General features: G+C 33.7%; 23 protein-coding genes and 1 riboswitch. Of the genes, 19 read left to right on the forward strand and 4 right to left on the reverse strand.

Annotated elements, in window-relative coordinates; genetic code table 11:
* Positions 1-457: 457 nt before the first annotated feature.
* The 8 genes from ACX5JI_RS25195 to ACX5JI_RS25230 all read left to right on the forward strand — a co-directional run bounded on the left by ACX5JI_RS25195 (position 458) and on the right by ACX5JI_RS25230 (position 9,264).
* Positions 458-874 carry a DUF3995 domain-containing protein gene (locus tag ACX5JI_RS25195; protein WP_459503710.1) on the forward strand — a complete coding sequence of 139 codons (417 nt, stop codon included), beginning with the start codon at positions 458-460 and terminating at the stop codon, positions 872-874.
* Positions 875-946: 72 nt separating this feature from the next.
* Complete coding sequence (locus tag ACX5JI_RS25200) at positions 947-1,960, forward strand: DUF1835 domain-containing protein (protein WP_459503711.1); 1,014 nt, start codon at positions 947-949, stop codon at positions 1,958-1,960.
* A gap of 262 nt (positions 1,961-2,222) precedes the next feature.
* Positions 2,223-2,639 carry a hypothetical protein gene (locus tag ACX5JI_RS25205; protein ID WP_459503712.1) on the forward strand — a complete coding sequence of 139 codons (417 nt, stop codon included), beginning with the start codon at positions 2,223-2,225 and terminating at the stop codon, positions 2,637-2,639.
* A gap of 172 nt (positions 2,640-2,811) precedes the next feature.
* Complete coding sequence (locus tag ACX5JI_RS25210) at positions 2,812-4,047, forward strand: cytochrome P450 family protein (protein WP_459503713.1); 1,236 nt, start codon at positions 2,812-2,814, stop codon at positions 4,045-4,047.
* A gap of 276 nt (positions 4,048-4,323) precedes the next feature.
* A complete protein-coding gene (locus ACX5JI_RS25215) occupies positions 4,324-5,595 on the forward strand; it encodes an MFS transporter (protein WP_459503715.1) in 1,272 nt (423 codons plus the stop codon).
* Between the two features lie 165 nt (positions 5,596-5,760).
* The gene (locus ACX5JI_RS25220; RefSeq protein WP_459503716.1) at positions 5,761-5,916 is read left to right on the forward strand and encodes a DUF1540 domain-containing protein; all 156 of its coding nucleotides are present in this window, start codon (positions 5,761-5,763) and stop codon (positions 5,914-5,916) included.
* A 376-nt stretch (positions 5,917-6,292) separates the two neighbouring features.
* On the forward strand, positions 6,293-7,153 hold the full coding sequence (locus ACX5JI_RS25225) for a Cof-type HAD-IIB family hydrolase (RefSeq protein ID WP_459503718.1): 861 nt from the start codon (positions 6,293-6,295) through the stop codon (positions 7,151-7,153).
* Between the two features lie 329 nt (positions 7,154-7,482).
* Positions 7,483-9,264 carry a PAS domain-containing sensor histidine kinase gene (locus ACX5JI_RS25230; RefSeq protein ID WP_459503720.1) on the forward strand — a complete coding sequence of 594 codons (1,782 nt, stop codon included), beginning with the start codon at positions 7,483-7,485 and terminating at the stop codon, positions 9,262-9,264.
* Positions 9,265-9,369: 105 nt separating this feature from the next.
* On the opposite strand, the gene ACX5JI_RS25235 is transcribed toward ACX5JI_RS25230, so the two are convergent.
* The gene (locus ACX5JI_RS25235; protein ID WP_459503721.1) at positions 9,370-10,050 is read right to left on the reverse strand and encodes an aspartate/glutamate racemase family protein; all 681 of its coding nucleotides are present in this window, start codon (positions 10,048-10,050) and stop codon (positions 9,370-9,372) included.
* Between the two features lie 158 nt (positions 10,051-10,208).
* Positions 10,209-10,324, forward strand: a riboswitch (SAM riboswitch).
* A 138-nt stretch (positions 10,325-10,462) separates the two neighbouring features.
* Between ACX5JI_RS25235 and ACX5JI_RS25240 the strand changes: the two genes are divergently transcribed.
* From ACX5JI_RS25240 to ACX5JI_RS25255, 4 genes are all read left to right on the forward strand, one after another.
* The gene (locus tag ACX5JI_RS25240) at positions 10,463-11,011 is read left to right on the forward strand and encodes an ECF-type riboflavin transporter substrate-binding protein (RefSeq protein WP_459503722.1); all 549 of its coding nucleotides are present in this window, start codon (positions 10,463-10,465) and stop codon (positions 11,009-11,011) included.
* Between the two features lie 10 nt (positions 11,012-11,021).
* Positions 11,022-12,722, forward strand: coding sequence for an ABC transporter ATP-binding protein (locus ACX5JI_RS25245; RefSeq protein WP_459503724.1), 1,701 nt, complete (start codon positions 11,022-11,024; stop codon positions 12,720-12,722).
* Positions 12,715-13,542: an energy-coupling factor transporter transmembrane component T family protein gene (locus ACX5JI_RS25250; protein ID WP_459503726.1), complete on the forward strand. Its 828-nt coding sequence runs from the start codon at positions 12,715-12,717 to the stop codon at positions 13,540-13,542. The genes ACX5JI_RS25245 and ACX5JI_RS25250 overlap by 8 nt, the downstream gene beginning before the upstream one ends.
* A gap of 164 nt (positions 13,543-13,706) precedes the next feature.
* Positions 13,707-13,814 carry a YjcZ family sporulation protein gene (locus tag ACX5JI_RS25255; protein WP_000120182.1) on the forward strand — a complete coding sequence of 36 codons (108 nt, stop codon included), beginning with the start codon at positions 13,707-13,709 and terminating at the stop codon, positions 13,812-13,814.
* A 156-nt stretch (positions 13,815-13,970) separates the two neighbouring features.
* Here ACX5JI_RS25255 and ACX5JI_RS25260 read toward each other — a convergent pair whose 3' ends face one another.
* Positions 13,971-15,227: a sensor histidine kinase gene (locus ACX5JI_RS25260; protein ID WP_459503727.1), complete on the reverse strand. Its 1,257-nt coding sequence runs from the start codon at positions 15,225-15,227 to the stop codon at positions 13,971-13,973.
* Between the two features lie 187 nt (positions 15,228-15,414).
* Here ACX5JI_RS25260 and ACX5JI_RS25265 point away from each other — a divergent pair, with 187 nt between their 5' ends.
* The 3 genes from ACX5JI_RS25265 (at position 15,415) to ACX5JI_RS25275 (ending at position 18,070) form a co-directional block, all read left to right on the forward strand.
* Positions 15,415-15,933 carry a GrpB family protein gene (locus ACX5JI_RS25265; RefSeq protein ID WP_459503728.1) on the forward strand — a complete coding sequence of 173 codons (519 nt, stop codon included), beginning with the start codon at positions 15,415-15,417 and terminating at the stop codon, positions 15,931-15,933.
* 253 nt (positions 15,934-16,186) lie between these two features.
* Complete coding sequence (locus tag ACX5JI_RS25270) at positions 16,187-16,795, forward strand: PadR family transcriptional regulator (protein WP_459503729.1); 609 nt, start codon at positions 16,187-16,189, stop codon at positions 16,793-16,795.
* A gap of 3 nt (positions 16,796-16,798) precedes the next feature.
* Entirely contained in the window at positions 16,799-18,070 is a 1,272-nt protein-coding gene (locus ACX5JI_RS25275) for an MFS transporter (RefSeq protein WP_459503730.1), read from the forward strand.
* Between the two features lie 200 nt (positions 18,071-18,270).
* On the opposite strand, the gene ACX5JI_RS25280 is transcribed toward ACX5JI_RS25275, so the two are convergent.
* Entirely contained in the window at positions 18,271-18,594 is a 324-nt protein-coding gene (locus ACX5JI_RS25280; protein ID WP_459503731.1) for a hypothetical protein, read from the reverse strand.
* 137 nt (positions 18,595-18,731) lie between these two features.
* On the opposite strand from ACX5JI_RS25280, the gene ACX5JI_RS25285 reads away from it, so the two are divergent.
* Positions 18,732-18,857 carry a hypothetical protein gene (locus ACX5JI_RS25285; RefSeq protein WP_459503732.1) on the forward strand — a complete coding sequence of 42 codons (126 nt, stop codon included), beginning with the start codon at positions 18,732-18,734 and terminating at the stop codon, positions 18,855-18,857.
* Positions 18,858-19,179: 322 nt separating this feature from the next.
* Positions 19,180-20,025: an adenosylmethionine decarboxylase gene (gene speD, locus ACX5JI_RS25290; protein ID WP_459503733.1), complete on the forward strand. Its 846-nt coding sequence runs from the start codon at positions 19,180-19,182 to the stop codon at positions 20,023-20,025.
* A gap of 202 nt (positions 20,026-20,227) precedes the next feature.
* On the opposite strand, the gene ACX5JI_RS25295 is transcribed toward speD, so the two are convergent.
* The gene (locus ACX5JI_RS25295; protein WP_459503734.1) at positions 20,228-20,665 is read right to left on the reverse strand and encodes a cell wall hydrolase; all 438 of its coding nucleotides are present in this window, start codon (positions 20,663-20,665) and stop codon (positions 20,228-20,230) included.
* Between the two features lie 378 nt (positions 20,666-21,043).
* Here ACX5JI_RS25295 and ACX5JI_RS25300 point away from each other — a divergent pair, with 378 nt between their 5' ends.
* Positions 21,044-22,399: a TrkH family potassium uptake protein gene (locus ACX5JI_RS25300; protein WP_459503735.1), complete on the forward strand. Its 1,356-nt coding sequence runs from the start codon at positions 21,044-21,046 to the stop codon at positions 22,397-22,399.
* A 303-nt stretch (positions 22,400-22,702) separates the two neighbouring features.
* Entirely contained in the window at positions 22,703-23,299 is a 597-nt protein-coding gene (locus tag ACX5JI_RS25305; RefSeq protein ID WP_459503736.1) for a TetR/AcrR family transcriptional regulator, read from the forward strand.
* Positions 23,300-23,335 lie beyond the last annotated feature (36 nt).

Here is a 23,335-nt window from a genome sequence, read left to right on the forward strand (position 1 = left end):
AAAATAAAAGGCAAAGCCTTTTGGCTATGCCAAACCGAAATTCATCTCCCACCTACCGTTGGGCTAAGCCCTTCACACGCTTGAGGAAGGAGAATTCTTTCGGGGAATTCGTTAAATCATGACTTAAACCGTATGATTATGTTGAAACTCCCAAAATATCCAGCTGAAATGATGCGAGAAGCACTTATGCAGCAATTTTCAGTGACGTAACACCCTTAATATGTGAAGTGTAGCGCTATATATAAATCCATTTTGATTTTCTAACAGATACACCATGGTTATGAAGAACAAACAGAGACCTTCGCTCATTTTCTCCTTCTGTTTTCACATGGAATGGGGCTAAAAAAGGCACTGACCGCTCCTATGCCTGGCCGGATGCTCTCATCAATCTAAAAAGAATGGTTTGATGTTCGTTTTTTAATTTGGATTTATATATAAAATTACGGAGGTGTTAACAATGCTAGTTATCATCATCTTAGCAGCAAGTCTTCTGTTTTGTATCAGCTTAGTACATGTTTATTGGGCATTTGGAGGGAAATGGGGAATAAAGGCGGCAATTCCAACTGAGTCAGGAGAAAAAGTTTTTTCTCCTAGAACGAGTATGACATTATTAGTAGCGCTATTACTATGTGTAGCGGCGTTACTTCTGTTATTACAGGTAAACCTTATCTCCTTTTTTATTCCACGTGTCATTGTTCAAATCTGTTCTTGGATTTGTATGGTTGTATTTGGACTTAGGGTTGTTGGAGAGTTCAAGTATTTTGGTGTTTTCAAGCGAAAAAAAGATACATATTTTGCGAAGATGGATACGATGCTATTCATTCCACTATGTGCTTTTTTAGCTTTTTCATTTTTCTTAGTGATTATCAAATGAAATCAATAGCATGCGCTCATTATATGTTACACTATAAATTACATTATTTTAGAAATGAATAGAGGGGAATACATGATAGATACGTTAAGTGAAATAATCGATAATATGCCAGAAGATGAAGCAAAGTCATTACTCCGTCTCATTTTACTTCAACTTGATTTAATGGACACAGAGCAAAGCGAAGATAGGATGGCAATATTAACAGAAATCCCAAAACAACTTATTGAATCACAAAAGCCTAAGCTACATATTAAAGAGAGTAAGCATGTGCATATTGCATTTGGTGAATCGCCAGCCGGTTGTATTAAGTACATGTTGAAACAAGCTAATGTAACAGAAGACTATGTTATTCTTTTCTCGGATGCATTCTCTATTGGCCCCATTCATCAATTGGAGTTGGAAGCTGGGCAAGTAGCTCGTCAGCAATGGCTATCTAGAAGTTTAAACTCCCATGATCTTTATTTTGAAGAAGAGTACTTATCAACATTTAGACAATCAATGGAAGAATTGCAGTCTATTCCTCAAAATATACCAATTACAATTTGGAAAGCCGATAATGCACACGAACATGTTGGTCTTTGTTTTGTACTTGCGCATTTGCAAAATCGGGATAATATTCGTGTAATTAATACATCAAAAGCATATAAAGAACTGCTCTCAGAAGGATATGATATACGCGGAACAGGGGAGTTATCTCCAGGGCAACTAGCAATTATTTATGAAAAATATGAGAACTTTGCATTACTAACCGAGGAAGAACGAAAAGGTTTTAAACAAGAATGGGAGCTATTCTCTAAAACTACAGATTCATTACGAATTTGGCAAGACAGTAAAGTTTTGTCCGTACAAGAAAGTTATTTCGATTCTTTTATCATTGAATGTGCAAAGAATCTGGAGAAAGATGCAACAGAAGAACAATTTTATAAATCAGCGCGGCTTATTGGAGAAGCTCTCGGTCAAATAGAACAGTCAGTTGGAGATATTTTTTTGGAATATCGCTTGCGTACATTAATCCAGCAAGGTGTATTTGAAATGGAAGGTACGTTAAAAGCAATGCGCTACTATAGTGTTAAGTTAAAGAAGTGAAGTAAGAAAAACTATATTATAAATCGCTAAAGAGTGCTATTTGAAAAAGATCAAATAGCACTCTTTTATTTTAGCTTGCATAAATGGAGAGTAAGACATCTATTTCAAGGTTTAAAGAGAAGTGAAGAGGATAAATAGAAAAATAACTATTTGGATTCATAAAAAGCTTCATTTCATTTTGGGCTATATAAATAAGCTACCTATAAAAGCGATACAACATATGATTGGATAAAGTAATCAAATTATATGAGGTGATTTTTTTATGTACAATCAACAGGCTTATTTTCCTTATGTAGACTATAATCAACCAGCATATTATAACCAACAAATCCCTAGTTATGAAACGACCGATGAAATGAGAGATGCCGAACTGGAAGAGTATCGACCTGATGATGCGGAAGATGCTCCTACATCGCCACCTCCATTACATGCACCTTCTGCACCGTCAACATTTGCACATCCTACGCAAAGCGGTAATATAAAAGCTGGAATGTGCAATTGCTTGGGAAGATGGGGATTTTTACGCCTGCACCGACCAGGTTCGTTTGGAAGAGATTTATGGTTTTTCCCAACAGAAGTGAGAAGAAGCGGAGTATCCGGATACACTTGGCAAGCCGGGCGGCGCCGAAAAGTAAGTTACCGATACCAGCAAATTAGTAATTTTATGTGTATTTCTTAGAGAAAAATCGGAGGGAAGAGTGTTCTTCTCTTCGTTTTTTTGTAATCGTGTGTATTTTTTTCAAGTTTTAAAGTGATATTTCAACTGAAAATTTACATTTTTCTATTCTCCAATGCGTTATAATTCATATGTTGAAGTGTTTTTTATAAATAAATGGGAGTGAGGGAATGTAATGTCTTTTAAAAACAAGGTTGGTTATCAAATAGAAGATGGTATTCAGTTAGCTTCTGCAGAGTTTAAAGAGAATGCTTATGAAATTTATAAAGAATCAAGAATATCACAACCGATTTTGTTTGTAGATAAAAGTGAGCTAGGCACAGAATGGCTTATTACAAGGTATGAAGATGCATTACCACTTTTGAAAGATTCACGTTTAAAGAAAAATCCAGATAATGTATTTTCTCAAGAGATACCGAATCCATTTCTCACTGTTGAAAATAGTGACCATTTAACGAAACATATGTTAAATTCAGATGCACCTGACCACAATCGTTTACGGACACTTGTTCAAAAAGCCTTTACTCCTAAAATGATTTCACAATTAGATGAACGTATTCAGAATATCGCGGATACTTTATTAGATCATGTAGAGTTTAAGCAGTCACTGAATCTTGTTAATGACTATGCATTTCCTTTACCGATTAATGTAATTAGTGAAATGTTAGGTATTCCAAAAGAAGATCAAGAGAAATTTAGAATATGGTCTCATGCGGTAATCGCTTCACCTGAAACGCCAGAGGAAATAAAGGAAACAGAAGAACAACTATCCGGGTTTATTACATATCTTCAATATTTAGTTGATGAAAAAAGGAAAGATCCACAAGAAGACTTAGTTAGCGCATTGATTCAAGCTGAAAACGAAGGAAACAAATTAAGTGTACTAGAGCTTTATTCAATGATTATGCTGCTTATTGTAGCTGGGCATGAAACGACTGTGAATCTCATTACAAATACAGTATTAGCGTTATTGGAGAATCCAGATCAACTACAATTATTAAAAGAAAATCCAGAGCTCATTGATTCAGCAGTTGAGGAAGGATTACGTTACTATTCTCCTGTTGAAGTTACGACAGAGCGCTGGGCCGCTGAACCTATTATGATCCATGAGCAAGAAATTCAAAAAGGGGATATGGTGACTATTTCATTAGCTTCTGCAAATCGTGATGAAAGTGTCTTTGTGAATCCGGAAGTTTTTGATATTACAAGGGAACATAACAGACATATTGCCTTTGGTCATGGCAGTCATTTTTGTTTAGGAGCGTCACTTGCTCGTTTGGAAGCAAAAATTGCGATTGCTACATTGTTAAAACGTATGCCTGACATACAAATAAAAGGCAATCAAGAAAAAATTAAGTGGCAGGGGAATTATTTAATGCGATCTTTAGAGGAATTACCATTATCTTTCTAGAATAGGTTATTGAGACGTGCATACATTTTAAACCGTTCACATAGAGTATGTATGTGTGATTTTAAACCGAAATGGAAGGGTGAAGACATCCCAATGATCAACTAATTCTATTTTTTTAAGAAATCTTCGTTATAAAACGAAATATTCTTCTGAATAGGATTAGTATGTGCATTTTTATATGTAAAAGGGATGTATTTTCGCGCTGCGAATGGACCTGTCTTTTATAATATGATATTGTGCTGCCTCCTATTCAGAATGCGGAATAGGGGGCTTTTTATGTCAATGAATGTAGAAGTAAATCAAAAGGCAAGTGCATCTGTAGTATTAAAAAATCGATTTGTGCAAGCGATTCTTGCTTCAGCATTATGCTTACAAGTAGGGATTTGGATTCGGAATTTTGCAGTACTGCTTTATGTTATGGAAATGACGAATGGTGATGCTTTTGCGATTTCGATGATTTCAGTTGCGGAGTTCGCACCGATTTTTATTTTTTCATTTATAGGGGGGACGTTTGCGGATAGGTGGAAACCAAAAAGGACGATGATTTGGTGTGAAATTTTAAGTTCTTTATCTGTATTTGCAGTCCTTTTCACACTGATGTTTGGTACGTGGAAAATTGTATTTTTTGTCACACTCATTTCAGCGATTCTTTCACAGTTTTCACAGCCGTCAGGTATGAAATTATTTAAGCAGCATCTTTCTACGGAAGAAGTACAACTAGCTATGTCTTTATACCAAACCATTTTTGCGATCTTTATGATCTTAGGTCCCATACTTGGTACGTTTATCTTTCAAGCTTTCGGGATCTATATTTCCATTGTTGTGACAGGGCTTGCTTTTTTACTTGCAGCTTTCGTGTTATTATTTTTGCCAAAAGATATTGAAAAACAAGAAGAAAAGAAAAAAATGAGTTTACGACAAGAAATGGTAGACGGAGTTAAATATGTAAAAGCAAAGAAAGCACTAACATTACTCGGTGTTTGTTTTATGGCAGCAGGGTTAGGAATTGGACTCATTCAACCACTCGGCATTTTTATCGTGACAGAACAATTAGGTTTATCAAAAGAAAGCTTGCAATGGTTACTTACTGTAAATGGAGCTGGGATGATTATTGGTGGAGCTTTAGCAATGGTATTTGCGAAAAATATCGCTCCGCAAAAGATGTTAATTTTAGGGATGTTTGCACAGGCAATCGGTATTGGTATCATTGGATTTTCTACAAATCTATGGATCACACTTATCGCTCAGTTTTTCAGTGGTCTCGCTCTTCCTTGTATCCAAATCGGGATAAATACATTAATTATTCAAAATTCAGACACAGACTTTATTGGACGGGTAAATGGAATTTTGAGTCCTTTATTTACAGGTTCGATGGTATTAACAATGAGTATTGCTGGTTCATTAAAAGAAGTGTTTTCACTTAGCACAATGTATGAAGGAACAGCATTACTATTCGTTATTGGTGCATTATTTATTTTGCCCATATATCATTTAAAACCAGTAGTAGGAACTTCTAATACAGGAAGTGCTGCCTCGCAGGAATCTTAATTCCTAAAGGAAACCAGATGCATATATACAAAGCTAAATACGATAGTTTCGACTCGAAAAAAAGTTTTTAATAAAGAAATACGTCAAAAGTAAAAAATAGATCATCAAATGGTATCATACCTCTTAAATTTGTTAATGATAAAAGAATAAGGAGGTGTGATACTTATGGCACAAGATGTTTTATGTGAAGTAAACAACTGTAAATATTGGGGTAACGGAAACAAATGCAATGCAGAGGCAATTTACGTAGTAAGTCATAGAGGTAACCAAGCATCTACAACGGAAGAAACGGATTGCAAAACATTCATTCCTGAAGCTTAAACGATAAAGGGTAACCATCTGACGGTTGCCCTTTTATTAATTATAGTATTGATAATAAATCTCATTTTCATTCATTATATTTTCTTTTTATGGTATTTTTTATAAAAAGCGGCTCACTAACAACATGTAAATCTTTAAGTGAACGTTACGATGTACTATAAATTACTTGTAGAAATTGTAAGCCACTTTGTTTTTAATAATACGTTTCAAACACAATATCTACAAATTTTTCAAACGAGCTGAAAAATATATCTTGACCTGAAACGCTTTTCATAAATTATAACTAAATTGTGTTTGACGAAGTAAATATGAAAACGATATCTCGTTTTGGATATTTATATAAGCATGTTTATTTATAGAAAGCGGTGACGGAACAATGAAACTTATTACAATTGATTTAGATGGGACTCTTCTTTCAGAAAATAAAATAATTAGTAAAGAAAATGCAGCAGCGATTCGGAAATGTCAGGAAGATGGGCATGTAGTGGCGATTTGTACAGGACGTTCTATTGTAGATATTGAGCGTTTACTACTGGAAGCTGATTTACAATGTCCAATTATCGCAGAAAACGGGGCTCTTATTTATGTAGATCAAAAAATGATGAAACGATATCCGATTCAAAAATTGCAGGCACTTGAAATTGTCGAGTACCTGGAACAAAATCGTATATATTATCAACTATATACAGACCGAGGTGTATACGTCCCGGCATATGGTGAAGAAAGTGTAAAGCATGATATGGAATGGATGAAAAAGGAAAATACGGCTATTGATCAGAAGGAGCTTGAACTTATCGCAGCACTGTATCTTGAACATACAGCCTTCCATATAACAGAAAGCTGCAAATCAATATTAGAAGCAGACATTCATGTGCATAAACTGTTACCGTTTTCCTATAATGTAGAGAAATTGCAACAGTTAAAAAAACATTTTCAACATAATACAGAGTTAGCAATTACAGCTTCGTATTGGCATAATTTAGAGATTAATCATTGTAATGCTCAAAAAGGAAATGGCTTATACACTTTAGCAGAACATCTAGATATTCCATTAGAAAACACTGTTGCGATAGGGGATGGGCTAAATGATGTTTCTATGATGGAAAAGGCACATGTGTCTATCGCGATGGGAAGTGCAGTGGAAGAAATCAAGCAACTGTGTCATTATGAAACGCTATCGAATGAAGAGCACGGAGTTGCACACGCTCTTTATGAATATGTCATAGTAAAAAAGTAAAAAAGAATCCAAAAAGGATTCTTTTTTACTTTTTATTAGGGGTAAGGTATTCTATGAGATCCATAGAAGCCTTATTACGCCCTATTATATAGAATATATTGGAGTTTTTGTATGTATTTTTAAAATCATTTATGAATAATTTGTGAATATTCCGACTCTATTATGCGTAAGGGACTATAGTTTACACCATTTTGACCACTTTTTTATTGAAAAATAAAATTTATTTGAACAATTATGCTATTTCTATATACCTATGAGAACATTATTCGTATAATGGAGAAGCGTGAATAAAAAATGGTATTAATTTTACATATAGAGGTGGAAAAAGAATGAATGCGCGGCTATTGGAACTCATTGATGTGAAAACAATAGAAACCATGGCAGAACAATTTTATAATTTAACAAACGTTTCGCATCAACTTCTTGATCAAAATAGGGAATGTGTTTTTTCATTTGGTGTGAACCAAGAAGAACATATACAACTTACAAAAATAGAAATTCCGTTTTTTTTACACGAGCAACATCTAGGGTCATTTGTTGCCTATTCAATAAAAACGGATATTCGTACGTGTCAAAAATACTTCGAAATGTTTTCAAATCTCATTGTAGATAATGCAATGAATAAACTTCAAAATCAAACAAAAAATATACATTTACTTTCTCAAAAAGAAGAACAGCTACATACAATTTTACAAAATATGCCCATCATGGTTGATGCTCTTGATAAAGAGGGGAATTTTATATTATGGAATAGGGAATGTGAGCTTGTAACAGGCTATGCGGCAGACGAAATCGTTGGAAATCCAAAAGCACTTGAGCTGCTATATCCTGACGAACATTACCGTAAGCAAATTCAAAAGAAATTTTCAACTCGCGGAAAAAGTTTTCGAGATTGGGAAATGAATTTAACATGTAAAAATGGGGAAATAAAAACAATTACGTGGTCAAATATTTCAGAGCAGTTCCCCGTACCCAGCTATAGTTATTGGGCAGTTGGTGTTGATATTACTCATCGCAAAGAAATGGAAGAGCAATTAAAGCAACAAACATCTGAACTAGAACTTATTTTCAAAGCATTACCTGATTTATGTTTTTTAACAGAAGCTGATGGAACAATTATAGATTATAAAGCTGGTTCACCAGCTCAGTTTTACGTACCTGCGGCATCTTTTATGGGGAAAAAGTTTTATGAAGTCTTACCTTCCTCTGTAGCCCAGCAATTTCGTGGAGCAATTTACGAAGTGCAGCAAAAAGGATCAACTGTTATTGTTGAATATCAGCTCTTACTTAAGGGGAGTATTAGTTTCTTTGAAGCTAGATGTTTACCATTATTAGAAGATAAAATTATGATCATTGTCCGTGATATTACAGAACGCAAAAAGACAGAAGAATTATTGAATAAATCAGATACACTTGCGGCAATTGGACAGTTAGCTGCTGGGGTAGCTCATGAAGTCAGAAATCCACTGACAGTAATTAAAGGGTTTATTCAATTATTTCAAATTAATCAAGAAGATCAAGATAAATATTTTGATCTGATGCTATCAGAAATTGAACGAATTGAAGTTATACTTCATGAATTTTTATCGATTGCAAAAACAGATGTCATTCCAACTGAAAAGAAAAACCTGTGCTCCATATTAAAAAATGTCGTTTCATTAATTAATACGAAGGCAATTATGACAAATATTCAAATTAATCTTCATCTCGAATCAAAAGAGTTAATGATGGATTGTTGTGAAAATCAATTAAAACAAGTCTTTATTAATGTTCTACAAAACTCGATTGAAGCAATGCCAAATGGAGGGGAGATCTCTATTTATGTGAAAAGGTCAGAGCGTGAAGAAGTTATGATTCATATCGTTGACGAGGGCGTAGGAATTCCTAAAGAAAGAATTAAAAAACTTGGAGAACCTTTTTATAGTACGAAAGAGAAAGGAACTGGCCTTGGACTTATGCTTAGTTATAAGATTATTGAAAGTCATCAAGGGAAAATTAGTATTATGAGTGAAGTAGGAATCGGGACATCGGTTACAATCTATTTACCAGTGTTTCCAAGTGAGCAAATGATTTCTCATGCACCAGCGGCACTTATAACAGAAGCTTTATGAAGAGTTATATAAAATAATAGAAACAAGAAGCTATCTTATAATTTGTAAGATAGCTTCTGCTATATATTCAAGTTTGAGAACTACAAAATTCTTATAATTTATCTATTATCCAGCGAATTGTACGGCATTTTTAGCATGTAAAAAAGCGGTGTCAAATACAGGAACAGAAAGATCTTTTTGCGAAATCAGTAACGGTATTTCTGTACAACCTAACAAAATTCCTTCTGCACCATATTCCATAAGGTTTTGAATGATTTCTAAGAAACGAGCTTTGGATTGCTGTGAAATAATACCGTTACTTAATTCTTGAAGGATAACATGATGAATGAAATTTCGTTCATCTTCTTTCGGAATGATCGTTTCAATACCATAGTTAGCTAGTCTTCCTTTGTAAAAATCCTGCTCCATTGTTTGTTTTGTTCCAAGTAAACCAATCCGTTTCACATCATGTGCGACAATTTCTTCAGCACTTACATCGCCAATATGAAGAAGGGGAATAGACACTGCTTGTTCTACTCCGTTCGCAAATTGATGTACTGTATTTGAACACATAAGTATACAATCTGCACCAGAATGTTCTATTTTTTTCGCCGCTTGAACGAGTTGACTTTGCACTTCTTCATATTGTTGATTTTGTAATAAATTTGTTACTTCACCAAAGTCCATGCTATATAGGACAAGCTTTGCGTGATGATTATACTGAGATAGCGTTAGCGTATTAATATGTTTATAATAAAGAGACGTTGATTCCCAACTTAACCCACCAATTAATCCGATTACTTTCACGTCTAATTCCTCCTCTTAATATATTTTGTTACGTCAATTATTCCATAATTCCGATAAGAATACAATGAATTATTCGTTTGGTTCACAAAAAAATAGAAATAGTAAGAAAAATATTGAAATTAATTTGCGTTAATGCAATAATACAACTTACAAACGAATACTTATCCAGAGAGGTGAAGGGAACGGCCCTATGAAACCTCAGCAACCCCTATATTCATACGAATAGGAAGGTGCTAATTCCGCAGAAGACATATTGTCTTTTGAAAGATAAGAGGATCATATCGAAATAAAAAATGACCTCTTCTATAAGAGGTCATTTTTTATTGGGAAGAAAGGAAGTGAAGACGCATAATTCAATTTTTTTTTACATATAGGACTAATATAGACTAACTAGAATGAAAGGGGAGTTCATATGAACAAATTATCTACAAAATTAGTCGTAGCAATTGGAATCGGTGCTGCAATATATGGGGTATTAGGTCTATGGGGATTTTCAATTGCGCCAAATACATTTATAAAGCCTGCTTTAGCTATATTAACAATTTTTGGGGCGATTTTCGGGCCAATTGCAGGACTTTTAATTGGACTTATCGGTCATACAGTGACAGATACAATCGCTGGATGGGGAATATGGTGGGGATGGGTGCTTAGTTCCGGTATTATTGGATTTACGATGGGGCTTGTACAAAAACGAGCAAGTTTCAGTGTGAAAAATGGAACATTTCGTAATCGAGATATTTCATATTTTGCTGTAACAGGTTTCATTGGGATTGTCATTGCAATTATATTTGCTGGTGCTTTTGATATTATCATTATGGGAGAACCTGTAGATAAAATTATGATTCAAGTACTTGGTGCAACACTTGCAGATGTTCTTGTATTTTTAATTCTCGGTTTACCAATCACAATTGGATTGGCCAAAGCAAATAAAAAACATACACATTTGAAAATTGAAAAGTAGGGAGATTACAATGAAGCCGATTATTTCTTTTGAACAATTTACATTTCAATATAAACAAGTGACAGAACCTACTTTAAAGGATGTTACATTTCACATTTATCCAGGAGAAAAAGTATTGATTGCTGGCCGAAGCGGCTCAGGAAAATCAACATTGGCCCATTGTATAAATGGGCTTATCCCTTTTTCGTATGAGGGAACAAGTACTGGGAAAATTTCGATATGCGGTAAGGATCCACGAAAAGGGAGTATTTTTGAACAAAGTAAGCATGTCGGAACTATTTTGCAAGATCAAGATTCTCAGTTTATTGGTTTAACTGTAGGAGAAGATGTTGCTTTTTCATTAGAAAATGATTGTGTAGAACAGAAAAAAATGAAGATCATTGTGGAAGAAGCGCTACAAAAAGTACAGATGCATACATTTCATTCACGAAGTCCACATGAATTATCGGGTGGGCAAAAACAAACTGTTTCTCTTGCTGGGCTATTAACGACGGAAGCTGACATATTACTATTTGATGAACCATTAGCAAACTTAGATCCTATAAGTAGTTTAAAAACAATAGAAGTTATACAGAAAATACATCAACAATGTAACAAAACGGTTGTTATTATAGAACATAGAATAGAAGAAATACTAAAATTAGACCTCGATAAAATTATATTAATAGAAGAAGGTAAAATTGTAGCGGTTGATTCACCGAAGAGAATTTTACAAACAAATATACTACAAAAAATAGGTTTAAGAGAACCTGTATATATTGAAGTATTAAAAAATATAAAAATGAATAGCTTAGATGAAGAAATATATCCGATTGAAACTTTAAATCGCGAGAAGTTGCATAGAGCGGTTAAACAATGGATGCTAAACGCTACTATGTCTAAAAAACAACAGAAAAAAGAAATTTTATGTGAAATAGAAAATATATCATTTTCATATTCTCACGAAGATTTTTCATTAAAGGATATAACGCTCTCTATACCAAAAGGGGAAATTGTAGCATTATTAGGCCATAATGGTGCAGGTAAATCTACATTTGCACATATATTAACGGGAATGAACAAAGTGACGGACGGGAAGATTGTACTTGATCATGAAAATATAAGTTCATGGTCGATTCGGAAACGAGGAGAAGTAATCTCCTATGTCATGCAAAATCCTAATCATATGATTACACAATCTACTGTTTGGGATGAAGTTGCTTTTTCATTAAAATTGAAGAAAGCTTCTAGTCCTGAAATAAATAAACGAGTGGAAGATGCATTGCGAATTTGTGGATTATATCCATTTCGAAATTGGCCGATTCAGGCATTAAGTTACGGTCAAAAAAAGAGGCTTACCATTGCATCAGTTTTAACAAGAAATCCGAAGCTTATCATCTTAGACGAGCCAACAGCGGGACAAGATGTTTTTCATTATAAACAATTTATGTCTTGTATAAATCGATTAGCGAAACAAGGAATGGCATTCATCTTTATTACACATGATATGAACTTAGCTTTAGAATATGCAGACCGTGCAGTTATCTTAAATAAAGGGGGAATTCTTGCTGATGATGTTGTTCCAATCGTATTAGCAAATAGCGAAGTATTACAACAAGCTAATTTACAGGAAAGCTCACTTACAACATTAGCAAAATTGAGTCAAATCCCGTTTCCAACAGTTTTTGTACAAATGTATATAGAGGCAAAAAGGAGGGGGGATTATGAGTGAATCAGATTTATTTTATATAGATCATCATACATATTTTCATCGTATGGATGGTGCAATTAAATTGTTGTTATTTATCATTTGGATGACTCTTACGTTTCTGTTTTTTGATTTTCGTATTTTATTATGCTTATTTTTTATTGGTTGTTTAGGGTTAGTGATTGCTAAAGTTCCTGTAAAAAAAGTTGCAGTTATATTTAGTGTTATTTTCGTATTTAGTATGTTAAATTCCGTGATGATTTTAATGATTACACCAGCCCATGGATCTGAGTTAACCGGCACAAGTACAGCATTCTTGTATATTGGATATGCTACGATTACACTTGAAACACTTTTTTATGCTCTTACGCTCTCATTAAAGTATTTTACGTTATTACCATTTACACTTATTTTTATTTATACAACACATCCAAGTGAGTTTGCTAGCAGCTTATATAAAATTGGTTTACCTTATAAGATTGCCTATGCGATAAACATCGCGCTCCGTTACATACCAAATATACAAGCTGAGTACAAATTGATTAAACACGCCCAAGAAGCGAGAGGATTACCATTTGAAAGAGGAGAGGCACATGTTTTAGAACGGATTAAAAATCGGTTACTTATTTTTTGGCCACTTGTTATTCATTCTTTAGAGCGGATTGATACTGTTTCAAATGCAATGGATTTACGAGGATTCGGAAAAAAAGAGAAGCGAACATGGTATTTTACAACAAAAGCAAAACAAGAAGATTATATAGGTCTCGTTATTGGCATTATCATTTTATTATTGGCTATTTACTTAAAATTTTATGTTTTCGAAGGGTTTTGGTACCCATGGTAAGTCTTCACCATGTTATTTTAGGAAGATTAGGAACTCGAAGGAGTTTCTTTTTTTATTTTACTCAAGACATGCTCCAAAATTGCATCCAAACATAATGTATAATACGAACCCGTTAATAAACGATCAATTACCCATCAGTTTTATATTAAAAGGAGGAAGAAAATATGAGTTACGGTGGTTCTTGCGGTTTTGGTGGAGGATTTGCTTTATTAGTTGTACTGTTTATTTTATTAATTATCGTTGGGTGCAGCTGCTGGGGCGGAGGGTATTAAAAGCGATATAGGTTTTGAGTGATCCGTCACAGAATCATGTAAACAAAAAAACTATTAAAGATACTTTTTAAGTATCAATATAAAAAAGGAGCATGATAGCTCCTTTTTTATATTGAAATTTTTTAGAATCATAATGACTCAAATTATATAAGTATATTAAGTGATATCATTATTTTGTGGGAAAGTAATCGTTAAAGTGGTTCCTTTGTTCACAATGCTATTTATATGCAAAGTACCATTCATCGTTTCAATGATTTTTACTGCCACCATAGTACCTAAACCTGTTCCTTTTGTTTTCGTACTAAAATAAGGTTCGCCAAATCTGTTTATTTGCTCTCGCGTCATACCGATCCCACTATCTGTAATAACAATAGTAATTTTATTTGCATAAGTAGCAGATTTGACACTTAGTTTTCCACCAGTAGGCATCGCTTCAATACTATTTTTTATTAAATTTAAAAAACATTGCTGAAAAAGTTGTGTATTTCCAGTGATAGAACCTGTCCCTAAATTTTCAGAAACATGTATCGAACTCATATTACATAAGGGCATCATCATGCTTATTATTCTTTTTAATTCTTGATCTATTTCAATCGTATCAACATTTTGTGATGCTGGCTTGGCGAATGTTAAATAATCATCAATGATAACTTGAGCGCGTTTTAACTCTCCCAGAATATGAGCAATATATTGTTCACGTGACTCCTGTGATAAATCTGGAGCTTTAAGGAGTTGCGTAAAACCTTGTACTACAGTAAGCGGATTTCTAACTTCATGTGAAATACTCGCAGCAAGTTGACTCACAATCTCCATCTTCTCCATTTTCACTAATTTTGATCTCATAATAACAGCATCTCTTAAAATCTCATTTATATAGACAACAAATAACATGATAATAGGAGGCAGTAGGATAAAATAAGTGATATATGGTTTTGTAATTGGGAAATTTGATACAAGCACAGCAATAAAGGTTGTTAATATCGCAAGAAAAAAAGGTAAAACCATTGACATAATAAGTTTTTTTCTTCTGTTTAATTGTTTAAATTTAGAAGAAGAATAGGCAGTGAAAATAAGAATAGTAATATAAACAATCACTGTTAAAAAGTTAACACCATAAAAAACAAATCGAATTAACAGCATGATACATAATAAAGCGACTCCGACGGGTAGACCGCCATAAAGTGTACCTATAAGAATTGGAATTTGTCTCAAATCATGAACACAATATTCATCAATATATATAGGGAATTTCATGCATAAGATTAATGGTACACTTGTGCAAATAACAATAAGTATTTTTTTGTGTTTTTTAAAAAAGGTTACGTTATCGTATATAAAATAAAAAACAAAAACACTACTTAAAATGTAAAGTAAATTATTTAATACGTTTTGATTAATGTATTCAAAGTTCATCTAACATGCCTCATTATTGTAGTTTTCCGTACTTAAGTATTATACAGAAAAAATGGAACTTCTTCATGTATTAATTATTTTACTACGATAAGGAGGGGGACTTTAACATTCATTTTGCACCTTTTGTTTTATATAATCAAATTAAACAGTGATATATATTTGATTATAAGTACGAAAGGAGAAAGAGATGGATAAAGAAATAATCATTGAACCGTATAATGTAAATTGGCATAAGGAGTTTTTAAAGGAGAAAGAAAAATTCATATCATTATTAAAAAAGGACATTTTAGCGATTGAACATATCGGAAGTACTTCAATAGAAGGTTTAGCTGCTAAACCACTCATTGATATGATGATAGGTGTTAAAGATTTAAAAGTAGTTGATCACTGGATAGATCCACTGCAAACGATAGGGTATGAATATATATTTCATAAACATTTTCCACAGAGACGTTTTTTTAGAAAAGGAAAGTGGAGAGCAGGTACGCATCATTTACATGTCTATACATACGGCGAACAAGAGTGGAAAAACAATGTATTATTTCGTGATTTTATGAGACAACATGAATGGGCACGCGCGGAATACAAGCAATTGAAAGAAGAGCTTGCTATGAAGTATCCGTTTGATCGAGTGTCGTATACAAATGAAAAATCTCCATATATTAAAAAAATTATTTCATTAGCAGGCGGAAAATTACCTCACTGAGGAGAACCGTCAGGAACATGGATTTACAACAGCAAACCCACGTTCCTGACGGTTCCCTTGTCTTTTAACAATGAGAAGAAAGTTTCAGCTAAATTCATTGGTTCCCAACCTAAAAGTGACATATGGCGCAATGAAAATATAACTAAATTTCAGAAAATTCTTATTATGCGATTGATTTTTGTGACGATAAGACCTATCATAATGATATATCGATTTGATATATCATTATGATAGGTGGAAGGAGATAGTAATATTGTCAATTGAACATTCTATTCTTGCTGTTTTAAGTTTTTGGCCCAGTACAGGATACAATATTAATTCGGAGTTTGAACATAAAGCTGCCGGTTTATATTGGGGAATGAGTTACGGAAGCATTTATCCGAAATTAAAGAAGCTTGAAGAAGAAGGATTTATTTATCCTGTCGAACAAGAAGAAGAGGGACGTAAAAAGAAACTGTATGAACTTACTCCAAAAGGGTGGGAGGAATTTGAAAACTGGCTTCGGTTACCTCCAGCTTATCCGAAAATTCGAGACGAATTATTAATGAAGATATCCAGTTGGCACGAGGACATGGAAAGTTCCATATTAATCAGTCATCTTCTGAAAAGAAAAGAGGCTACTGAGGATGTACTTGAATTTGTGAAAGGATGGGCAACAAATGGAAGTTCTTACATCAGTAATTTTGGTATGTTAGGAATTCGTTATGCCGAAATACGACTAGAAGCTGAGTTGAAATGGATTGAAGAATCGATACACGCATTGGAAAAAGATCAACTTCCAATAGGACAGGATCCAAATGGAAATACAGAAAAACTACTAGCAAGGCGGAAAGAAGCAATCCAAGAAGAAAAGGGGAAATAATACATGAAAGCTGGTATATGTAAGCCTTTAAAATTCCGTCCATTTCGTTCGTTATTTGGTGCGCAGCTATTTTCAGATCTTGGTAATTGGCTTGATTTTATTGCGTTACAGGTGATTGTTGCTTACTACTGGAGGCTAGATGAAACAGCCATTGCCGCAGTCATCATTGTATTAGGTCTACCTTGGGTGATTATAGGTCCTTTTGCAAGTGTATTTGTGGATCGCCTTCCCAAAAAGCAAACGATGGTTATTTGTTTACTTTTAAGGATTATTTTTGTAGGAGGATTATTCTTTGCTTCGAACCTTTATATCCTTTTAATATTTGTATTTTTGAAAGGAACAGTAGCGGCAATTTACGATCCGGCCAGACAAAGTATGATTAGGTATACGATTCCTGATAATCACCTTCCAGAGGCGGTAACACTTAGCCAACTTTCTACTAACACGATGAAAATTATAGGTCCTGCACTTGGTGGGGGCATCATAGCTTTATTTGGAGCCAAAAGTCCATTTTTATTTGAAGCGGTTATTTTTTTCATTGCTATATTCTTCTTATTAAACCTTCCTAACATAGATGAAAAAGATATGAAAGTTAAAAATACACTTAAAAATAGAGATAATGATCATTTTTGGAAAGAACTATTGGATGGTATTAAGCATATTTCTTATAATCCATTATTAAAAAGTTCAGTAATTCTATCTTCCGTAGCGTTTTTTATCATTTTCCTATACGATGGACTATTAATATTTATTGCTCAAAATCTTGGCTTTACTGAAGGGGATTTTGGACTATTAATTAGTGCTGTAGGTCTAGGGAGCGTGGTAGGTTCCCTTTTAATGGGGAACTGGACACATTGGAAGAGAAAACCTATACATGTAATGGCAAGCGCATTTCTTTTTAGCGGCTCTTTAATCATTATAATGGGGCTAGGTAGTATAGGAATTGTTAATCTTCCACAATTAGGTTGGGTAATTGGTGCATTTTTCCTTGGCTTCATAGGTTCTGGTCAAGCGGCACCTTATGGATTTATTTTACAGTCCGAGACACCTAAGCAAATGATGGGCAGAGTATCCGCTGCGGCCACATCATTACAAACATTCTCTATGCTTATTGCACCTGCTACAGGCTCTCTCCTTGCCAAGTGGCTTGGAGTTTCAATCGTCTTAATAGGAGCAGGGGGAGCAACCTGCTTATTGGGTACAGTTGTACTCATCTTTATTGTGAGAAGAATAAATGTTCGAAATAGCATGCAAGAAAAACACTTCCAAGCATAAAATCTAATTTTGATACAATTTTACCAACCTTTTAGAAAAACGTTTATAGTTCTCGGTAATTGTTAGCAAAAGGACTATTAGATGAAACTGATACATAATTTTGTATTTAAAATAAAGCGAGGTTGTTAAACATTTTGTCATTAAGTAAGAGGCTCTCGTGATTTGATAATCGAAATCTTTCACTTCAAAATAAAATCCATTCAATGATCTGTATATCTCATCCAGCCACTCTCTGATTGCTTTGCATTAAATTTACCGTAAGATAAAAGTTTCATTGCCGAACGAATAGCTGTGTGAAAAACTAAGGTTTGTATCGATTCATCGTCTGTTTCATTTGGATAAGACGCCGATTCAGAAGCATAAAAAGCAGCCATGATACAAGGTATGATTTGCTCTGGTTCAAATCCATATGCAGTTGCATCTTCAATAATTAAATCAATGATACATCGTTCTTTATCTTTAACTTCTTTTTGAATTAACTTTTTTACCGTTTCGGGCACTAATTTTAATATTTCATTTTTCATTACAGTCACCTCATTCCTTATCATGTCCCAATATGTTAGAAAGATATCGGGCAGAATTATACTCATGAAATTATCAGTATGAAATCCCTCCCTTTGTACAAAATAGATACGAATGTCCGTAAGAGGAGGGATAGATGATGACGAACCGAAATGATAATCGAAAGCAGAAAGAAAAACAGTTAAATAACTTAAAAAATGACACTGAATTCTCAAAAGAAGTGAATATTCGAAGTGAAATAACGAAAAAAGATTTGAACAAATAATGTTTTGATTAATCGAAATGATTGAAGCTGACATCGTATGTAATTAGTTTAAAACATAAAAAAGAAAAGATGTATGAGTTCTTGTGGAGCCTACATGTCTTTTCTTTTTTTTGATGCATGAAATTCTAAATTTCATTTACCGTATTTTTACAATAAATTATATAGACAATACTTAAACCGTCGCCAAATAGCGTGGCGTTGTTCATACAAGTAATTCGATTTCAAAAGAAAATGCATGAAAAAATCCCAGAATGGAACTATATTTCATAACGGATTTATAAAATTTTATTAATCCGAAGAAATAAGAATGGGGAATTTTAACATGAAACTAACACCAGAACAACGGATTCAATTACACGGATTTAATAACCTCACAAAATCATTAAGTTTTAATATGTATGATATTTGCTATACAAAAACAAAAGAAGAACGAGAAGCTTATATAGAATACATAGATGAACAATATAATGCAGACCGACTAACTAAAATTTTGAAACATGTCTCGGATATTATAGGTGCGCATGTATTAAATATCGCTAAGCAAGACTATGTACCACAAGGAGCAAGTGTAACGATATTAGTGTCAGAAGGTCCGGTAGTAGAAGTTCCGACAGAATCATTCACTGAATCGCCTGGACCACTTCCTGATTCAGTTGTCATGCAGTTAGATAAAAGTCATATTACGGTACATACGTATCCTGAATATCATCCAGATGAAGGCATCAGTACTTTTCGAGCAGATATTGATGTAGCAACATGCGGAGAAATCTCACCCCTTAAAGCGTTAAACTATTTAATTCACTCATTTGATACAGATATTATGACAATTGATTACCGCGTTCGGGGTTTTACAAGAGATATAACAGGGAACAAATTATTTATTGATCATGAAATAAGTTCTATACAAAATTACATTCCCAATAACGTGAAAAACCTCTACGATATGATTGATGTCAATGTTTATCAAGAACATATTTTTCATACAAAATGTAAACGAAAAGAATTTGATTTGAATAACTACCTATTTGGATATACACAAGAAAAATTATCGATAAAAGAACAAGAGGAAATTACTCAAAAGTTAAAAACAGAAATGGATGAAATATTTTACGGAAAAAACATGAATCATGGATTAATGGAAGAAAATCTGGATGATAATTCTTTTTAAAGGACTAGTAAGCGCGTGTAGTAATCCATTAGGGGAATACCAATAGAAAAAGCCTGGCTATTATAGTTAACATAGCCAAGGCTTTTTCATTAACTTTTGAAAGGGAAAATGAATTTTAAAAGGATTTTTCAGCTACATCAAATAATCCATATAGCATTTTTAAAATAGGGGAGAGCAATTTTAAATATTTATTAAATAAACTTTATCTTCCAGAATATACTTTTGGACACTCAGCGCTATTTGGTTGGTAGAAACAATGTTCTTTATATTGTCCCGCTAATGTTTGATTCCACCAAACGGGCGGACAATCTCCTACAGGATTAAAAAACCAAAGAGAATTGGTTGCGGGACGTCCTCGCCAATATTCCAGGCATTTCCTTGCCAGTTCCTTGTCAACTTCTCTTGCGCGTTGATAAAAATATCCTTTCGTCACAGCTTCGAATGAATAATTTCCACCTTGCTGTTGGTATACCATTTGCCCAATATTTGTAATACCTTTAAAGTCTAGACAATCACACATTACTCTGTTCACACCGACATTTCCAACATCTAGCATCCCTTGTTGTCCTTCTCCTTCAGCTTCTGCTCTCATTAGACGAGCTAACAAGCTCACATCATTTTCTGTATATGCAATTCTCATTTCTTTCCCTCCATTCTCTTTACAAATATATGTAAAGACAATAAAGTACGATTTAAAAAATGAAGAGTATTTCTGTGGCTAATTGTCGACAAGTATATTTCCTTATTTTGATGAGTATAAAGTGCTGTCCTAATTTACACATGATCTGATAGGTGAAAAGAATGGAAATTCATCAAAAAATGTTAGGGGAAGAGGGTCAGCCGAGATATACACGTGTCTCAGCCTAAATCCAACCTTTCTGCAATTTATTTTATTAAGTCTTATCTACGAAAAGAGGGCTTTTTTTATTTATATCACACTGTTGTTCTTTATAAGGTATTGTTTTTATGGGAAAACTTATCATCCATATACATTTACCATTTGAGGGGAGTTCTTATTTTGGTTCATAAAATTTTTAAAAAACAAAACCTATTCTTCAAATTAAATCCAGCACATATTTTAGTATTAGGTTTTTTAAGCTTAATTTTAGTTGGAACCTTTTTACTCATGTTACCTATATCAACCCAAGATCGTCATCATTTATCATTTATTGATGCTCTTTTTGAATCTACATCTGCTGTATGTGTCACAGGGCTTGCAGTAGTTGACACTGGGACCACATTTACTTTATTTGGACAAGTTGTTTTACTTATTCTTATTCAACTTGGTGGTTGGGGATTTATGACCAGTGGAATTTTGATGTTTCTTATATTAGGGAAAAAAATCGGATTGAGGAAGAGACTTCTGCTTCAAGAGTCCATTAATTCCTTGTCTTTGCAAGGGATTATAAAATTAGTTCAGAGAATCATTATTATTACACTTGCTACTGAGTTGCTCGGAGCTCTAGTTTTAGCCATTCGTTGGTCATATGAGATGCCCTGGCAAAAAGCGATATATTATGGTATCTTTCACTCCATTTCCGCATTTAATAATGCCGGGTTTGGATTAGAACTTGATAACCTCAGTAAGTGGGTAGGTGATCCTATCGTTAACATCATGATTACGGTTTTATTCATGACAGGTGGTATAGGGTTTACAGTTATTCTGGATATACTTGAGAAAAAAAACTTGAGGAAGCTTTCACTACATACCAAGCTCGTTTTAGGTGGTACACTTCTTCTTAATACAATTAGTCCATTCGTGATTTTAGGTTTAGAATATCATAATCCTTCTACACTAGGTTCTTTACCATTGGGGGATAAGCTATGGGCAGCGTATTTTCAAGGAACCGTACCTAGAACCGCTGGATTTAATACAATTGACATTGGTCAAATGACAATAAGTTCTCAAGTCTATATCATAGGTTTAATGTTCATAGGAGCATCTTCAGGCTCAACTGGTGGAGGGATTAAAGTTACTACAGCTATACTTCTTCTACTTTCACTTTGGGCAGTAATAAAAAATAAGGACGACATTAACGTATTTAAGAAAAGAATTCCACAAGGACAAGTTAATAGGGCATTGTCAATCGCTACTACAGCCATTCTTTTTATCTTCATCATATTCTTTTTACTTACGATTACGGAAAAAGGGGCTGAACTCTCAAAAATTCTGTTTGAAACTGTTTCTGCATTTGGTACAGTAGGACTGAGTGCAGGATTTACAGGCGATCTCACCCCTATAGGACGTATTTTGATTACAGTGATGATGTTTATAGGTAGATTAGGTCCTTTAACAATGGCATTTGCGCTTGCAATGGCTGGAAATAAAGACAGTAAGATACGCTATGCAGAAGAGAAGATCTTAATAGGATAGATTGATGGGAAAGAGTGCAAAAGTCGGTAATTCCCTTTAACAGAGGAAAAACCGACTTTTTGTAGTTGTAAATTAAAAATAAAGATAGAACATTTTAGTAAAATATAGATTTAGCCTGTATGCTTAGTGTACAAAATCCTCTAAATATTTGGGACATCATAATAAGTAATTTCATTCACCGTATTTAAAAAACAAAAAATTAAACCAAATAACAAAAACAGTTGCTCAATATCGAAATTTTACATAAACTAAAATTAGAACGACTGTTCAAATTTTCAAAATAAAAGGGGGAGGAGCAAACAATTGAATAAAAGGCGCTATGATAGTGAACAAGCAAGACAAGTAATAGCTGAAAAAGCAATGGAATTATTTTCTCGAAAAGGTTATGCAAAAACTTCTGTTGAAGATATTGCAAAGGCCTCTGGTTATAGTAAAGGACATATTTATTATCATTATCAAAATAAGGAAAACTTATTTGTATATTTGGCCCAAAAAGGTATAAAGCAATGGGATGAGAAATGGCAAACAACAACCAAGAAGTATCGCACAGCAACAGAAAAGTTATATGGAATGGCTAAGCACGTACTTTATAATTACAAAACCCCTTTATTAAGAGCTGGGCAAGAACTTGCATCAGATCCTACAACCAATCCTTCTACAGTACAGAAACTATATGGATTAGCAATTATTCCTTTACAAGCATATCAACATATTTTAGAAGAAGGCGTGAGAAATAGCGAATTTAAAATAGAAGATGTTGAGAAAACAAGTATTCTATTAGGTTCATGGCTAGGTGGTTTATGTCAATTTATCCACACAGTTGAATCTGAAAAATTACAACATCTATTTGAAGAAGCGATCACCATATTTTTGTTATCCATTTCCCAAAAAAGTACCTAATTCATACTCGTCTTTTATTTCATGTAAAGAAATACG

This window comes from Bacillus sp. C1 (genome assembly GCF_054570475.1).

Coding starts and splice junctions, on each gene's coding strand:
- ACX5JI_RS25210 (WP_459503713.1), top strand. CDS start 2,812: ATGTCTTTTAAAAACAAGGTTGGTTATCAAATAGAAGATGGTATTCAG.
- ACX5JI_RS25250 (WP_459503726.1), top strand. CDS start 12,715: ATGAGTGAATCAGATTTATTTTATATAGATCATCATACATATTTTCAT.
- ACX5JI_RS25240 (WP_459503722.1), top strand. CDS start 10,463: ATGAACAAATTATCTACAAAATTAGTCGTAGCAATTGGAATCGGTGCT.
- ACX5JI_RS25200 (WP_459503711.1), top strand. CDS start 947: ATGATAGATACGTTAAGTGAAATAATCGATAATATGCCAGAAGATGAA.
- ACX5JI_RS25230 (WP_459503720.1), top strand. CDS start 7,483: ATGAATGCGCGGCTATTGGAACTCATTGATGTGAAAACAATAGAAACC.
- ACX5JI_RS25265 (WP_459503728.1), top strand. CDS start 15,415: ATGGATAAAGAAATAATCATTGAACCGTATAATGTAAATTGGCATAAG.
- ACX5JI_RS25220 (WP_459503716.1), top strand. CDS start 5,761: ATGGCACAAGATGTTTTATGTGAAGTAAACAACTGTAAATATTGGGGT.
- ACX5JI_RS25280 (WP_459503731.1), bottom strand. CDS start 18,594: ATGAAAAATGAAATATTAAAATTAGTGCCCGAAACGGTAAAAAAGTTA.
- ACX5JI_RS25195 (WP_459503710.1), top strand. CDS start 458: ATGCTAGTTATCATCATCTTAGCAGCAAGTCTTCTGTTTTGTATCAGC.
- ACX5JI_RS25255 (WP_000120182.1), top strand. CDS start 13,707: ATGAGTTACGGTGGTTCTTGCGGTTTTGGTGGAGGATTTGCTTTATTA.
- ACX5JI_RS25215 (WP_459503715.1), top strand. CDS start 4,324: ATGTCAATGAATGTAGAAGTAAATCAAAAGGCAAGTGCATCTGTAGTA.
- ACX5JI_RS25245 (WP_459503724.1), top strand. CDS start 11,022: ATGAAGCCGATTATTTCTTTTGAACAATTTACATTTCAATATAAACAA.
- ACX5JI_RS25225 (WP_459503718.1), top strand. CDS start 6,293: ATGAAACTTATTACAATTGATTTAGATGGGACTCTTCTTTCAGAAAAT.
- ACX5JI_RS25285 (WP_459503732.1), top strand. CDS start 18,732: ATGACGAACCGAAATGATAATCGAAAGCAGAAAGAAAAACAGTTAAAT.
- ACX5JI_RS25295 (WP_459503734.1), bottom strand. CDS start 20,665: ATGAGAATTGCATATACAGAAAATGATGTGAGCTTGTTAGCTCGTCTA.
- ACX5JI_RS25275 (WP_459503730.1), top strand. CDS start 16,799: ATGAAAGCTGGTATATGTAAGCCTTTAAAATTCCGTCCATTTCGTTCG.
- ACX5JI_RS25205 (WP_459503712.1), top strand. CDS start 2,223: ATGTACAATCAACAGGCTTATTTTCCTTATGTAGACTATAATCAACCA.
- ACX5JI_RS25260 (WP_459503727.1), bottom strand. CDS start 15,227: ATGAACTTTGAATACATTAATCAAAACGTATTAAATAATTTACTTTAC.
- speD (WP_459503733.1), top strand. CDS start 19,180: ATGAAACTAACACCAGAACAACGGATTCAATTACACGGATTTAATAAC.